Annotated in this window: 14 protein-coding genes; 8 read left to right on the top strand and 6 right to left on the bottom strand. The window is 60.1% G+C overall.

The window, feature by feature from the left end; genetic code table 11:
- Nucleotides 1-81: 81 nt before the first annotated feature.
- Entirely contained in the window at nucleotides 82-2,493 is a 2,412-nt protein-coding gene (locus V6Z53_RS01095) for a penicillin acylase family protein (RefSeq protein ID WP_338583747.1), read from the bottom strand.
- 111 nt (nucleotides 2,494-2,604) lie between these two features.
- On the bottom strand, nucleotides 2,605-3,186 hold the full coding sequence (locus tag V6Z53_RS01090) for a DUF6436 domain-containing protein (protein WP_338583746.1): 582 nt from the start codon (nucleotides 3,184-3,186) through the stop codon (nucleotides 2,605-2,607).
- Nucleotides 3,187-3,281: 95 nt separating this feature from the next.
- Here V6Z53_RS01090 and V6Z53_RS01085 point away from each other — a divergent pair, with 95 nt between their 5' ends.
- Entirely contained in the window at nucleotides 3,282-4,232 is a 951-nt protein-coding gene (locus V6Z53_RS01085) for an alpha/beta hydrolase (RefSeq protein ID WP_338583745.1), read from the top strand.
- Nucleotides 4,233-4,349: 117 nt separating this feature from the next.
- Here the strand turns inward: V6Z53_RS01085 and V6Z53_RS01080 are convergent, their stop codons facing one another.
- Nucleotides 4,350-5,102, bottom strand: a complete 753-nt coding sequence (locus V6Z53_RS01080) for a DUF2059 domain-containing protein (protein WP_338583744.1) — start codon at nucleotides 5,100-5,102, stop codon at nucleotides 4,350-4,352.
- A gap of 108 nt (nucleotides 5,103-5,210) precedes the next feature.
- Here V6Z53_RS01080 and V6Z53_RS01075 point away from each other — a divergent pair, with 108 nt between their 5' ends.
- Together V6Z53_RS01075 and V6Z53_RS01070 are read left to right on the top strand one after the other, a co-directional pair.
- Nucleotides 5,211-5,843 (top strand): 2OG-Fe(II) oxygenase, encoded by a 633-nt coding sequence (locus V6Z53_RS01075; RefSeq protein ID WP_338583743.1) that lies wholly within the window; start codon nucleotides 5,211-5,213, stop codon nucleotides 5,841-5,843.
- Between the two features lie 2 nt (nucleotides 5,844-5,845).
- On the top strand, nucleotides 5,846-6,331 hold the full coding sequence (locus tag V6Z53_RS01070; RefSeq protein WP_338583742.1) for a DUF523 domain-containing protein: 486 nt from the start codon (nucleotides 5,846-5,848) through the stop codon (nucleotides 6,329-6,331).
- Between the two features lie 125 nt (nucleotides 6,332-6,456).
- On the opposite strand, the gene V6Z53_RS01065 is transcribed toward V6Z53_RS01070, so the two are convergent.
- Nucleotides 6,457-7,041, bottom strand: a complete 585-nt coding sequence (locus V6Z53_RS01065) for a transporter substrate-binding domain-containing protein (protein ID WP_338583741.1) — start codon at nucleotides 7,039-7,041, stop codon at nucleotides 6,457-6,459.
- 135 nt (nucleotides 7,042-7,176) lie between these two features.
- Between V6Z53_RS01065 and V6Z53_RS01060 the strand changes: the two genes are divergently transcribed.
- Nucleotides 7,177-7,602: a DUF4399 domain-containing protein gene (locus tag V6Z53_RS01060; RefSeq protein ID WP_338583740.1), complete on the top strand. Its 426-nt coding sequence runs from the start codon at nucleotides 7,177-7,179 to the stop codon at nucleotides 7,600-7,602.
- 63 nt (nucleotides 7,603-7,665) lie between these two features.
- Here the strand turns inward: V6Z53_RS01060 and serA are convergent, their stop codons facing one another.
- The gene (gene serA / locus V6Z53_RS01055) at nucleotides 7,666-8,895 is read right to left on the bottom strand and encodes a phosphoglycerate dehydrogenase (RefSeq protein ID WP_338583739.1); all 1,230 of its coding nucleotides are present in this window, start codon (nucleotides 8,893-8,895) and stop codon (nucleotides 7,666-7,668) included.
- Nucleotides 8,896-9,099: 204 nt separating this feature from the next.
- Here serA and V6Z53_RS01050 point away from each other — a divergent pair, with 204 nt between their 5' ends.
- The 4 genes from V6Z53_RS01050 (at nucleotide 9,100) to V6Z53_RS01035 (ending at nucleotide 13,399) form a co-directional block, all read left to right on the top strand.
- Nucleotides 9,100-10,494 (top strand): FAD-binding oxidoreductase, encoded by a 1,395-nt coding sequence (locus tag V6Z53_RS01050; protein ID WP_338583738.1) that lies wholly within the window; start codon nucleotides 9,100-9,102, stop codon nucleotides 10,492-10,494.
- 38 nt (nucleotides 10,495-10,532) lie between these two features.
- Nucleotides 10,533-11,198, top strand: coding sequence for a fumarylacetoacetate hydrolase family protein (locus tag V6Z53_RS01045; protein ID WP_338583737.1), 666 nt, complete (start codon nucleotides 10,533-10,535; stop codon nucleotides 11,196-11,198).
- Nucleotides 11,199-11,438: 240 nt separating this feature from the next.
- Nucleotides 11,439-12,365, top strand: coding sequence for an SdiA-regulated domain-containing protein (locus V6Z53_RS01040; protein WP_338583736.1), 927 nt, complete (start codon nucleotides 11,439-11,441; stop codon nucleotides 12,363-12,365).
- A gap of 116 nt (nucleotides 12,366-12,481) precedes the next feature.
- Complete coding sequence (locus V6Z53_RS01035; RefSeq protein WP_338583735.1) at nucleotides 12,482-13,399, top strand: SdiA-regulated domain-containing protein; 918 nt, start codon at nucleotides 12,482-12,484, stop codon at nucleotides 13,397-13,399.
- 104 nt (nucleotides 13,400-13,503) lie between these two features.
- Here the strand turns inward: V6Z53_RS01035 and rpiA are convergent, their stop codons facing one another.
- Complete coding sequence (gene rpiA, locus V6Z53_RS01030) at nucleotides 13,504-14,175, bottom strand: ribose-5-phosphate isomerase RpiA (protein WP_338583734.1); 672 nt, start codon at nucleotides 14,173-14,175, stop codon at nucleotides 13,504-13,506.
- Between the last annotated feature and the right edge of the window lie 5 nt (nucleotides 14,176-14,180).

The raw sequence follows: 14,180 nt of genomic DNA, 5'->3' as shown, positions 1-14,180 counted from the left end.
CGACCGTATTCTGCCTGGAGGAACTCGATCTAATGTGGGAGCGGGCTTGCTCGCGAAGGCGTCAGCCCGGCCAATACAAATTTACTGAGCACCCCGCGCCGGCAACAGCTTCAACGTACTGCGGGTATTGGCCGTCACCTCTTCATCATTGATATGCACCTGGTAGTAAACCCCTTCGATATACGCCTCGGCCTGATCCTCATAGTGACTGTCAAACGGCACGCCGCTCTGGCCAACCGGGTTGACGGTCAGGCTGTGGGTCGGGTCGGCGAAGTCGATCAGGCGCCGGGTCGACGGGCCGTAGGTCACCGGCCACGGTGCCGGGCCAATCTTGGCTGACAGGTTGTTCGGTACTTCATGGCTGCCAGGTGCGGCGAACGGGCCGACGTTGAACAGACGATCCAGCGGCTTTTGCTGGCCCAGCGGATGACCATGGGTCAGGGTGTGCGCGTTGCCCCACTGCCATTGCGCGAAATCCGCACCGAGGGTGGTCTTGAGGTGGGCGATGCTCGCCTGCCAGGCAGTCTTGACTGTATCGGCACGGGTTTCCTTGCCGAGGGTGTTGCGGTTGTCCCACCACGGTGAATCGGCGTTTGCCGCCAGGCGTGGCAGCGCTGCGTCGATCACGCGGGTCGAGAGCAGCGTTTCGAAAAAGTCGTTGCCCAGTTCATCGTGCATCGCCGCGTCGGCGAGGTTGAACAGGAACTGGTTGAACACGGTGGCGTTTGTGGATTCGAGAGGGTAATCGCCTTTCCACTGCGCCAGTTGCTCCACCAGTTTGAGTTCTGCAGGATCGCTGACCACTTCACGCAACACCGGTAGCAGTGGCGCCAACAAGCGCGGGCCGTAACCGGTGGTGGTGCCCAGTTGCAGCTGCTGGCTGGCATCCAGATCCCACTTGATCGCCTTGTCGCTGAGTTGCTGATTAAGCTGCTGGCCACGGTCGGCCAGGTTGTAATAGCCGGGGATTTCCATGCCCGTCGCCGACACAGGCTGGAAGTTGGCCGAGACGATATAGCCCCGCGCCGGGTTCTCTTCCTGCGGGTTGGCGCTGAACGGGTAGAAACCGTCCTTGTCCGCCTCGGCAGTGCTGCCGTCGAGGATGAACCACGGCTTCACCCCGGCAGGCCGCTTGGGCAATTGCGCCGCCGCCCACCAGCCGATGTCGCCCTTGGCGTTGGCCCAGACCACGTTCAGCCCCGGCGCCTGAATCTTGGCCGCAGCACTGCGGGCCTTGGCCAGGGTGTCGGCGCGGTTGAGTTGATAGAAGCCTTCAAGGATCGGGTTCTGGCTTTCGAGAAAACCCCACCACATGGCGATCGGTGTTTTGCCGACGCTGTTGCCCAGCGCATCGTTGACGATCGGACCATGGGGCGACTGACGCAGCACCAAGGTGACGGGCGCCTGGCCCTTGACCGCGATCTGCTGTTCGCTGCTCACCATGTCTACCCATTTGCCGCGATACCAGACCTGATTGGGATTGGCCGGGTTGACCTTCTCGGCGATCAGGTCGAGGTCATCGTTCTGGAACATGGTGATGCTCCAGCCGAAGTCGCGGTTCATACCCAGCGAGGCGAACGGCATCAAGGCTTGATAGTGGCCGTAGAGCTCGAAGCCCGGTGCCGAGAGATGCGCCTCGTACCACACCGACGGCGCAGAGAAGCGGATGTGCGGGTCACCTGCCAGCAGCGGCTTGCCGCTTTTGGTGCGATTGCCGGCCACGACCCAGGCATTGCTGCCCTCGAACTGCGGCAGGCCGTTGTCGGCCAAGGCCTGCTCGCTGAGACGGGCGAGGGCGTTGAGGTCCTTCCAGTCGGCGCTGGCGAGAACCGGCCCGCTGCCGCTGTGTTGCTTCGCCAGCACGCCCTTGGGCTGCCAGTCGAGATCGAATACGTTCAGGTAGTTCGGCCCCAGTTGATCGCGCACGAAAGTCAGCAAGGGTTCGGTGCGAAACGCCGCGGCAAAACTGTAGGCCATGTAACCGGCGATGCTGATGGTGTCCTGGGCGGTGAACGGGCGCTTCTGAATGCCCAGCACATCGAACTCCACGGGTTTGGCGTGGCTGTCCTGATACTGGTTGATGCCATCCAGATACGCCTGCATGGCGATGAAGGTCGGTGATTGCTTATCAAGATTCGCCAGGTAGGTTTCAGCGCGTTCGCGAATGCGCAGGCTGCGCATCAGCTTGTCGGTGTCGAGCAGCTTCGGCCCGAGCACTTCGGCCAACTCGCCACGGGCGAGGCGACGCAGGACTTCCATCTGGAACAACCGGTCCTGGGCGTGGACATAGCCGAGCGCGCGGTACAGGTCGGGTTCGTTTTCGGCGCGGATGTGCGGGATGCCGCGCTCGTCATAGCGCACGGTGACCGAACCTTGCAGGTGTTGCAGTTCCACCATGCCCTGGCGTGTCGGTTGCTTGCTGTAGACGTACCAGCCGCCGGCTGCGGTGAGCGCGACAATCAGCAGACCGAGTGCGGTCAGGCTTCGTTTCATGGTGACTCCTTGTTGTTATGAGTGGCAGCAGTTCCCTGGTGCCACTGTTTAACACGGCTCACCCAATTGGCCCATCGCCCGTAGGAGGGATTCGTATTGCCGCGTTTTTCCCTACTTCGACGTATCGACTGGCCACGGGCAGTAACAACCCACCGCCAGTGTGTGCGTGGCACTCACCGGGCGGCCCTGGTTCAGCGCTTGCAGGATCGGCTCGATAAAACTGTTACTGGAATTGCAGGTCAGACCTTCGCTGTACGGGCCGAAGTACGCCAGTTTGCCGCTGCGATCCCAGATCGCCACGGCGGGGCTGGCGGGGATTTGCTCGGAACCGGGCAGGACCGTGATGGTTTTCAGGTTGCTCAAGGTGCTCGGCAACTGACCGTGGCTGCCGGGCTTTTGCACGGAGTAGAACTCGACACCTTGCGGACCATACTGCTCGACCAGTTCGCTGAGGTGCTGCTGATTGCCGACATTGCACGGACAGGCCGGGTCCCAGAAGTGCACGAGGCGAATGGCGCCGGGGCCGGCAAGCGTATCGGGCAGGCGCAGTGGATCACCGGAGAACACGGCCGTGTGCTCGCTGAATGCGCGCAGGTAGCGTCCCTGAAACCAATCGTAAGCCGCCCACAACACGCCGGCGCACAACAGAGCGAGCAGGCTGATAAACACGGTGGCACGAACGGGCGAGCGCATAGGGTCAATCCTCGAAGGTCGGCTAGCTTGCCATGCTTGCCGCGACAGATGAATATCGCAGATCCATAAACTCTGTTTCGTGTCTGGAATCGTCCATGTCTGCGACTTTCGACCCTGATCATCTGCGCGCCAGCCTGCGGCCATTGGCCGAGGGACAGCCGTTGTCAGCGGAGGCGCAGGCGTATCAGCGGTTCTACGGTCTGGATTTTTCCTCGCGCCATGTCCGCAGTGGGCTGGGGCGTTTTCAGATTGATGGCTACGAGTTGGTCAGCCAGGTCTGGTGGCCGGTGCAAGCGAAGGCGACGCTGTTCGTGTTCCACGGTTTCTACGATCACACCGGGCTCTACCGGCATGTGATCGAGTGGGCGCTCGATCAGGGGTTTGCGGTGATTGCTTGCGACCTGCCGGGGCACGGTCTGTCCAGCGGCGAGCGGGCGAGTATCAAGGACTTCGCCGAGTATCAGGACACCTTGCAGGGACTGTTTGCCGAAGCGCAGTCCCTTGACCTGCCGCAACCGTGGCATCTGTGCGGGCAGAGCACCGGTGGGGCGATCGTGATCGATCATGTGTTGAATGCGGGGGCGAGCAGTCCGGCCCAGGGCCAGGTGATTCTGCTGGCGCCTTTGGTGCGGCCGCGGGCCTGGGGCTGGTCGCATTTCAGTTATTACCTGCTCAAGCCGTTCGTCAAAGCGATTGCCCGGCGCTTCAGCGAGAACTCCAACGACCCGGCCTTCCTGCCGTTCCTGCAAGCCGATCCGTTGCAGCCGCTGCGCCTGCCGACGGCGTGGGTGGGGGCATTGGCGCAATGGATCAAGCGTGTCGAAGCCGCACCGGTCAGCACCCGGCGACCATTGATTGTGCAGGGGCAGGCCGACATGACGGTGGATTGGCAGCACAACCTTGAGGTGTTGCGGGCGAAGTTCGATCGGCCGCAGGTGTTGATGCTGCCCGAGGCACGGCATCATTTGGCGAATGAGGCGCTGGTGTTGCGGGGGGAGTATTTCGGGTTTTTGAGCAAGCGGATCAAGGGCAGGAATGCTCAGTGACAATACTGGCCCCTTCGCGAGCAAGCCCGCTCCCACAGTGGACCGAGTTGCTCAGACTAACGCGGTCTAATGTGGGAGCGGGCTTGCTCGCGAAGGCGGACTTTCAGGCGCCAGAGATCACTGGCTGAGATTCGAAGGATTCTGCCCCACCGCCAGCCCCGCCTTGATCGCCGCCAGCGCCGCCTGGTAATACGCCTTGCCTTCAGTCGATTCGGCAAACGTGGCGAATTCTTCCAGCTCTTCATCCGACAGGTCGCGATAGACATACAGCAGCGTGTTGTTCAGGTCGCTGCCGATCTGGTCCATCAAGCGCTGCCGTTGCCCATTCAACATGCCTTGCGCCTGACCTGCGCCGAGCAGGCCGGGGATCATCGAGCTCAGGCTGTCGGCCGCGACACCGGCAATCGCCAGACTGACTTCCGCCCCGGCCTCGCGCGCGGGCAGCGCCTGGGCCAGGTGGCCGATGATCAGCAAGCGGCTGTCGCTGGCCTGCGTCTTCGGCAAGCCCTTGGCGTTTTTCGCCAATTGATCGCGACGGGTGGCGAGCAGTTCGGCGGCGACGACTTTCTTGCCCAGCGGGGATTGAAAGAACGCCAGTGCGGGCTTCGGATCGGTGAGGTTCTTGCGCAATTGCGCTTCGGCGCGCTGGTCGACAGCCTTGGGTTCAAACCGCTGGTTGCTGTTGTTGACCAGGGCCTGGAATACCGCCGGCGGCAAGCTGCTTTGGTAGCGTTGCTGCGCAGCCGAGAGGGCGTCGCTGAAATGCGCGCGTTGTTCCGGCCAGCCGGCGACCTTGTACAACTGGTCGTGGCCGTCTGCCCAGGCGGGCAAAACGCAGAACATCAGCAGGGAGAAAAGCAAACGGCGCATAGGGACTCCTGTCAGCAGGCGACTATTCTCCGTGTGGCATAAGGTCTTGTCGAGAATTCGTATCAACCCGCTGCGTGGCTCTGTCGGATTTTCAGGCGCCGGAATACTATGCGCGCCATGCAAATACCTTCTGATCACCCGCTGCTGTTACGAATCGTCGACGACCTCGCTGCCAACGGCTGGTCGCAGCAGAATATTTTCCTGCCTCTGGATCTGACCCGAGCACTGGCGGCCGAGTGCCGTAAACGTGCCGCCAAGGGTGAATTGGCCCCGGCAGCGGTGGGGCGTGGGCCTTCCTCGGAGATCCGCGAGGGGATTCGCGGTGATCACATCCAGTGGATAGAACCTGGTCAGGCCGAGGCGTGCGACAGTTATCTGCGGTTGATGGACAGCCTGCGCGAGGCGATGAACCGCGGTCTGTTCCTGGGGCTGGAAGATTTCGAAAGCCATTTCGCGATGTACCCGCCCGGCGCGTTCTACCTCAAGCACGTCGATCGCTTCCGGGATGACGACAAGCGGATGGTATCGGCGGTGGTCTATCTCAACGACGCCTGGCTTCCCGAGCATGGCGGCCAGTTGCGCATGTACCTGGGTGAAAACGCGGAATACGATGTGGTGCCAACCGGTGGCTGCCTGGTGGTGTTCCTGTCAGGTGAGGTTCCCCATGAAGTCCTGCCCGCGACCCGGGAACGCCTGTCGTTGACCGGCTGGTTTCGGCGCCGGGGCAACGAGCCGTTCTGATCATGCAGAAGATATTGGTAAGCCGCTGCCTGTTGGGTCACCGCGTTCGTTACGACGGTGGTGCCAGTGGGCCGTTCGATCAGCTTCAGGCGTGGCTCGACGAAGGTCGGGTCGTGCCGCTGTGCCCGGAAGTCGCCGGAGGCTTGCCGACTCCACGGGCGGCTGCGGAGATTCCTGGCGGGCAGGGCAGCGAAGTGCTTGAAGGTCATGCGTCGGTGATCACCACCGAGGGCGAGGACGTCAGTGCGCAATTTCTGTCCGGGGCTTATCAAGCGCTGGAGTTGGTACAACAACACGGCATCCGCATCGCCATCCTCAAGGCCAATAGCCCGTCGTGCGGCAACCTGCTGACGTATGACGGTACGTTCAGTGGGGTGAAGGTCAGTGGCGAAGGGGTGACGGCAGCGTTGCTCAAGCGCCATGGGGTGTTGGTGTTCAGTGAGCTGGAGCTGGCGGAAGCGGCGCAGGTGCTGGCAGCACTCGATTAAAACCTCATACAAAACCATTGTGGGAGCGGGCTTGCTCGCGAAGGCGGCGTATCAGGCAACGGGTTTGTCGACTGACACAATGCCTTCGCGAGCAAGCCCGCTCCCACATTCGATTCTTGTCGCCGTTAAGGCTTGGGCACCGCCCCCGATTCCGCCCCAAACCACTTCTCCTCCAGCGCCGCCAGTCGGCCATCGGCCTTGATCCGCTGCAACGCGTTTTCCAGGCTGGCATGAAACGCCGGGTTACCCTTCTGAAACGGAATCGCCAGGCTCACCGCTGGGTTGGCTTTGGGTTTTTCTTCCGTCAGCGACTGCACCAGCAGGATGGATTGCGGCGCATCTTTCTGCGCGATCAATTGCGCATTGGTCTTGATGTAGGGCTCGCTGAAGTCGAAACGATCCGTGAGCGCCGGGGTCTCTGTAATGTGGTTGATGGCGATGTCGTACTTGCCGCTTTCGACGCCATTGAGCAGATCGCTGGCGTCGGTGACGACGAAGTCGGCGCGCACATCGAGTTCGTTGGCGAGCATTTGACCCAGTTCGACTTCAAAGCCCGCGAGTTTGTCGTCTTCCTTGAAGTTGAATGGAGGTGTATTAGCCTCCAGGGCAATGCGCAACTCGCCACGGTCGTTCACGTCGTCAATCAGTTCGGCATGAGCCAAAGGGCTCAAAAGGGGTAGCAGGCAGATCAGGCCAGGCAGAAAGCGCATGGTCACTCCTTTGAATTTTTTATCGCGACCCTCTGATTCAGGCTCGCTTTGCTATGGTTGTCGAGTGCCTTCGACAACGATTGACCATGAAGTTGTGATGGTCACGCGAATTTTACGGAAAAACTGGAGAAGAGAATGAAAACCTTTATGTCACGTGCTGCTTTGGCTGGCCTGTTGATGGGTGTTTCGGTGCTGGCCAGTGCGGCGACGCCAGCTCCCAAGGGCGCTGAAGTGTCCATCGTGTCTCCTAAAGACGGTGGGACTGTTCCGCAAACCTTCAGGGTCAAGTTCGCTGTCGAGAACATTGCGCTGGCGCCAGCGGGCGACGCCACCAAGAACACCGGTCACCACCATTTGCTGATCGACGCCACAGAGATAGTGGCTGCGGGGCAGGTGATTCCCGTAGACGCTAATCACGTGCATTTCGGCAAGGCACAAACCGAAACCGAGGTGACGCTGACACCCGGTGAGCACACCTTGCAACTGGAGTTGGGCGACAAGAACCACATGGCCTTCGATCCACCGATCGTGTCGGAAAAAATCACCGTCAACGTCAAATAAGCTGGCAGCGCGCATGAAAAAAGGGAGCTCGAAAGCTCCCTTTTTTTGTCGCTCAAGTCGCTATCAGAACAACACGCGGCTACGGATGGTGCCGTTGACGTGTTGCAGCTTCTCTTGCGCCAGGTCCGAGTACTCGGCGTCGACGTCGATCACCACGTAGCCGACTTTCTCGTTGGTCTGCAGGAACTGACCGGAGATGTTGATGCCGTTTTCGGCGAAGACCTTGTTGATCTCGCTGAGTACGCCCGGAATGTTTTCGTGGATGTGCAGCAGGCGGTGCTTGCCAGGGTGAGCCGGCAGGGCCACTTCCGGGAAGTTCACGGACGATACCGAAGTACCGTTGTCGCTGTACTTGACCAGTTTCTCAGCCACTTCAAGACCGATGTTGGCTTGCGCCTCGGCAGTGGAACCGCCGATGTGCGGGGTCAGGATCACGTTGTCCAGGCCACGCAGCGGGCTTTCGAACTCTTCTTCGTTGGAGCGAGGCTCCACCGGGAATACGTCGATCGCTGCGCCGATCAGGTGTTTGTCCTTGATGGCGGCGGCCAGGTGGTCCAGTTCGACCACGGTGCCGCGTGCGGCGTTGATCAGGATGCCGCCTTTCTTGATGGCGCGGATTTCCTTCTCGCCCATCATCCACTGGGTGGCGGCGGTTTCCGGAACGTGCAGCGAAACGATGTCGGACATCGCCAGCAGCTCGTGCAGGTTGCCTACCTGAGTGGCGTTGCCCAGTGGCAACTTGGTGATGGTGTCGTAGAAGTACACCTGCATGCCCAGGCCTTCAGCCAGGACCGACAGTTGCGTACCGATCGAGCCATAACCAACGATGCCCAGCTTCTTGCCGCGGATTTCGAAGGAATTGGCCGCGCTCTTGATCCAGCCGCCACGGTGGCAGGAAGCGTTCTTCTCAGGGATGCCGCGCAGCAACAGGATCGCTTCGGCCAGCACCAGCTCGGCAACGGAACGAGTGTTGGAGTACGGCGCGTTGAACACGGCGATACCGCGCTCGCGGGCAGCACTCAGGTCGACCTGGTTGGTGCCGATGCAGAAACAGCCGACAGCGACCAGTTTCTTCGCGTGATCGAAGATCTCTTCGGTCAGTTGAGTGCGGGAGCGAATGCCGATGAAGTGAGCATCAGCGATCTTTTCCTTGAGCTGGGCTTCCGGCAGAGAACCTGTGAGGTACTCGATGCTGGTGTAGCCCGCCGCCTTGAGGACGTCGACAGCCGATTGGTGGACGCCTTCGAGAAGAAGGAACTTGATCTTGCTCTTATCGAGAGAAGTCTTGCTCATCTGCGTAAACCTGTATCCCGGAGAAAAATGGCAGGAAATGGTCAACAGACGCTGACCCCGACGGCAAGAAAGCCGTCGCCGCAGAACAGCCGTTGGGCACTATCCTGCGGGGTCGATATGCTAGCATAGGCGCCCCGCTAAACACTCATTCCTGCGACGTGAAGCGTTCTCAGGATGACCATGAATTGTTCGAGAGTTCTGTCGATGACCAATCCTGCCCTGATTGATGAGCTGAAGACCCTGGTTGAGCCTGGCAAGGTGCTGACCGATGCCGACTCCCTGAATGCTTACGGTAAGGATTGGACCAAGCATTTCGCCCCGGCGCCGACCGCCATCGTGTTCCCAAAGACCACCGAGCAGGTCCAAGCCATTGTCCTGTGGGCCAACAAACACAAGGTGGCGCTGGTGCCGTCCGGCGGCCGTACCGGTTTGTCTGCCGCGGCCGTGGCGGCCAACGGTGAAGTGGTCGTGTCGTTCGATTACATGAACCAGATCCTCGACGTGAACCTCACCGACCGTACTGCCGTTTGTCAGCCGGGCGTGGTCACCAAGCAATTGCAGAACGTCGCTGAAGAAAAAGGTCTGTACTACCCGGTGGATTTTGCCTCGTCCGGTTCGAGCCAGATTGGCGGCAATATCGGCACCAATGCCGGCGGGATCAAGGTGATTCGCTACGGCATGACCCGCAACTGGGTTGCCGGCATGAAAGTCGTCACCGGCAAGGGCGACGTGCTGGAACTGAACCGCGATTTGATCAAGAACGCCACCGGCTACGACATGCGTCAGCTGTTCATCGGCGCCGAGGGCACCCTCGGTTTCGTGGTTGAAGCGACCATGCGTCTGGATCGCGCACCGAAAAACCTCACCGCAATGGTCCTTGGCACTACCGATTTCGACTCGATCATGCCGGTGCTGCACGCGTTCCAGAGCAAGCTCGACCTGACTGCCTTCGAATTCTTCTCCGACAAAGCCCTGGCCAAAGTCATGGGCCGCGGTGACGTCCCGGCGCCATTCGAAACCGATTGCCCGTTCTACGCGCTGCTGGAATTCGAAGCGACCACCGAAGAAGTGGCCAACCACGCCCTGGAAACCTTCGAGCACTGCGTCGAGCAGGGCTGGGTGCTGGACGGCGTGATGAGCCAGAGCGAAACCCAGTTGCACAACCTTTGGAAGCTGCGCGAATACATCTCCGAAACCATTTCCCACTGGACGCCGTACAAGAACGACATTTCGGTCACCGTATCGAAAGTCCCGGCGTTCCTGAAGGAAATCGACGCGATCGTCGGCGAACATTACCCGGACTTCGAAATTGTCTGGTTCGGCCACATCGGCGACGGCAACCTGCACTTGAACATCCTCAAGCCGGATAACCTGAGCAAGGACGAGTTCTTCGCCAAGTGCGCGACCGTCAACAAGTGGGTGTTCGAAACCGTCGAGAAGTACAACGGTTCGATCTCCGCCGAACACGGCGTGGGCATGACCAAGCGTGATTACTTGACCTACAGCCGTTCGCCGGTTGAGATCGAGTACATGAAAGCCGTCAAAGCGGTGTTCGACCCGAACGGCATCATGAACCCGGGCAAGATTTTCGCTGTTTGATTTTCGAACTTTAAGAGCCAACGAAGCAGGAGTCGGTAATGAGCTATCAGCACCAGTATGTCGACGGTACGCGCATTCATTTCCCGCTGGGGAAAGTGGTGTGCATCGGCCGTAACTACGCCGAACACGCCAAGGAACTGGACAATCCGGTGCCGACCGAACCGCTGCTGTTCATCAAGCCGGGCAGTTGCGTAGTGCCGCTGGAAGGCGGTTTCAGCATTCCGACCGAGCGCGGTTCGGTGCATTACGAAGCGGAAATCGCGGTATTGATCGGCAAGCCGTTGTCGACCAAGCCGAGCGTTGAAGAAGTGCTCGACGCCATTTCCGGTTTCGCCCCGGCCCTGGACCTGACCCTGCGCGACAAGCAGGCCGAGCTGAAATCCAAAGGTCTGCCCTGGGAAATCGCCAAGTCCTTCGACGGCGCGGCGGTGATCGCTCCGTTCGTGTCCGGCAGCACCTTCGCTGACCTGACCAACATCGGCATCCGCCTGACCATCAACGGCGAAGTGCGCCAGGATGGCAACAGCAGCGCGATGCTCAACCCGATCGTGCCGATGATCCAGCACATGGCCGGCTGCTTCTCGCTGCAGGCCGGTGATGTGATCCTCACCGGCACGCCGGTGGGCGTTGGTCCGCTGAACGTCGGCGACGAAATCGTCCTGGAACTGCCGGGCGCCAGCAGCTTCAACAGCAGCGTCCGTTAAACCGCTGCTTTCCTTGTGGGAGCATGGCTTGCCCGCGATGACGGTGTGTCTGATACACCGAGTCATCGTTCATCGCGAGCAAGCTTTGCTCCTACAAGTGATGCGCCGCCCCAATCAGGGCTATCCCGCCATTTCCCGTTTTTTTCACATCAGGTCTGGATAATTCCTGGGCTTTCGGCGTCTGAGCCGGGCCCATTTGTGCTATTACCCCTAGCCTGAATTTCTGGAACGCATTCCCTGATGGCCACTCCACCGCTCTCCACGCTCAAACCTGTCCGTCGTTCGCGCTTTGCTCTGCGTTGGTATTCCTGGCTATTGCTGGTGGCCGCCATCGCCTACGGCGTCGCGTTTGCCATGCATTGGGATGATCGCGGCATGCTCTGGTTGCAGGAGCGCTTCGAAAGCCCGGCCGCACGCCAGGAAAGTGTCTGGCTGCCGGACTACCAGGCAGTGATCGACGCCAAGCCGCTGCCCGGCCTGGAAAAGGACGAAGCCTCGGACCTGGCCTACGACCCCCAAAGCAAAACCCTGTTTTCGGTGATGGGCAAAAATCCGTTCCTGGTCGAGTTGAGTTTGCAGGGTGACGTGCTACGCAAGATGCCGCTGGTGGGCTGGAGCAATCCAGAGGGCGTGACGGTGCTGGGCAATGGCCTGTTGGCCATCGTCGATGAGCGTGATCATCTGATTACCATCGTCAGGGTCGATGCCGACACTCGCGAACTGAACATTGCCAATTTCGCGAAATATGATCTCGGTCCGTCGAAAGACCAGAACAAAGCCTTCGAAGCCATCACCTGGGATTCGCGCAATCAGCAACTGCTGTTGGGTGAGGAGCGTCCACCGGCGCTGTTCACCTGGAAGGGTGACGGCCAGAAACTGATCGGCGAGAAGCAAAAATTGGCCAGCGATGAACTGGACGTGCGCAATCTGTCCGCCTTGGCCATCGACCCGCGCACCGGTCACACCCTGGTGTTGTCCGCCGATTCGCATCTGTTGCTGGAGCTGGACGAGAAAGGCGAACAGGTCAGTTTCATGACCTTGCTGGGTGGCTTCAATGGCCTGAAGAAAACCATTCCCCGTGCCGAAGGCGTGACCATGGACGAGGCGGGCACGCTGTACATGGTGAGCGAGCCGAACCTGTTCTACCGTTTTGAAAAGCAGCGTTGAACCCTTCCTGTAGGAATTTCGTTACCAAGTTGTAGGAGCGGGCAAGTGGCCATTAAGCTTTAATTCAGACTCGCGTGGTATTTCATCCGCCTGTTTTGATTCCGAGCCCGCCTCCAATGCGCCGATTTGCCCGCCCCAAACCCTTGATCCTGCTCCTGTCGGTGATCGCGCTGATCGTGTTGATCGCTTTCGGTCAGCACCTGCGGTTGTTTGAGCGTGCCTGGTTCAACCTGCACACGCTCTGGCAGCCGCTGAGCACCCAGTCCATTGGCCTGGATCAATATCAGGTGGTATTGGAGGCGCAGGTTATCGAGGGGTTGGACGACGATGTTTCAGCGCTGACCTACGACCCGGTGCGCAAAAGCCTGTTTACCGTTACCAATCAAAACTCCGAGCTGATCGAGCTTTCCCTCGACGGCAAGATCCTGCGCCGCATCGCGTTGGTCGGCTTCGGCGATCCGGAGGCGGTGGAGTACATCAGCGCCGACACCTACGTGATCACCGACGAACGCCAGCAGCGGCTGATCAAGATTCATCTGGAGTACGACACCACGTTCCTCGATGCGGCGGACGCCGAGCAGATGACGCTCGGCGTGCACATGAGCGGCAACAAGGGATTTGAAGGGCTGGCCTACGATTCGGTGGGCAAGCGCCTGTTCGTCGCCAAGGAGCGCGACCCGATGCTGATCTACGAAGTGCACGGGTTTCCGCATTTCAATCCGGAAAAATCCTACGCAGTACACGTCATCAACAATCCCAAGCGTGATGCCGGGATGTTCGTACGCGATCTGTCGAGCCTGCAATATGACGAGCGCAGCGGCCACTTGATGGCGCTGTCCGACGAGTCACGGTTGATTCTGGAACTGGATGTGGACGGGCGCCCACTGAGCACCATGTCACTGAACAAGGGCCGGCAGGGGCTGCAAAAGACGGTGCCGCAAGCGGAAGGGATCGCCATGGACGACGACGGTACGATGTACCTGGTGAGCGAGCCGAATCTGTTTTACGTCTTCAAAAAGCCAACATCAAACTGACAAACACCTCAGAGCATTGTAGGAGCTGAGCTTGCTCGCGATGGCGGCGTATCTGACACACCGCGTTATCGTTCATCGCGAGCAAGCTTTGCTCCTACAGGTCATCAGGCCTTGAGGGTCTTCACACCTTCACTGGTCCCCAACAACAGCAGATCCGCCGGACGCGCCGCGAACAAGCCATTGGTCACCACGCCGACGATCGCATTGATTTGCGACTCAAGCTCCACCGGGTTGGTGATCTCCAGATTGAACACGTCGAGGATGATGTTGCCGTTATCGGTCAGCACGCCTTCGCGGTAAACCGGGTCGCCGCCGAGTTTGACCAATTGGCGGGCCACGTGGCTGCGGGCCATCGGGATCACTTCGACCGGCAGCGGGAACGCGCCGAGTACCGGCACCAGTTTGCTGGCGTCGGCGATGCAGATGAAGGTCTTGGCCACGGCCGCGACGATCTTCTCGCGGGTCAGGGCTGCGCCGCCGCCCTTGATCAGGTTCAGGTGTTCGTCGCTTTCATCGGCGCCGTCGACGTAGACCTCCAGGTCGCTGACAGTGTTCAGCTCGTACACCGGAATTCCGTGGCCCTTGAGGCGCGCGGCGGTGGCCTCGGAACTGGCGACCGCGCCATCGAACGCGCCCTTGTGCTGGGCCAGGGCGTCGATGAAGCAGTTGGCGGTGGAGCCGGTGCCGACCCCGACGATGCTCTTGTCGTCAAGTTTCGGAAGGATGAAGTCGACGGCGGCCTGAGCCACTGCCTGTTTGAGTTGATCCTGGGTCATGCGGG

The sequence above is a fragment of the Pseudomonas sp. MAG733B genome, from assembly GCF_036884845.1.
GTDB lineage: Bacteria > Pseudomonadota > Gammaproteobacteria > Pseudomonadales > Pseudomonadaceae > Aquipseudomonas.
The sequence above is the reverse complement of the archived record's forward strand: the minus strand, read 5'-3'. Positions and strand labels throughout refer to the sequence as shown.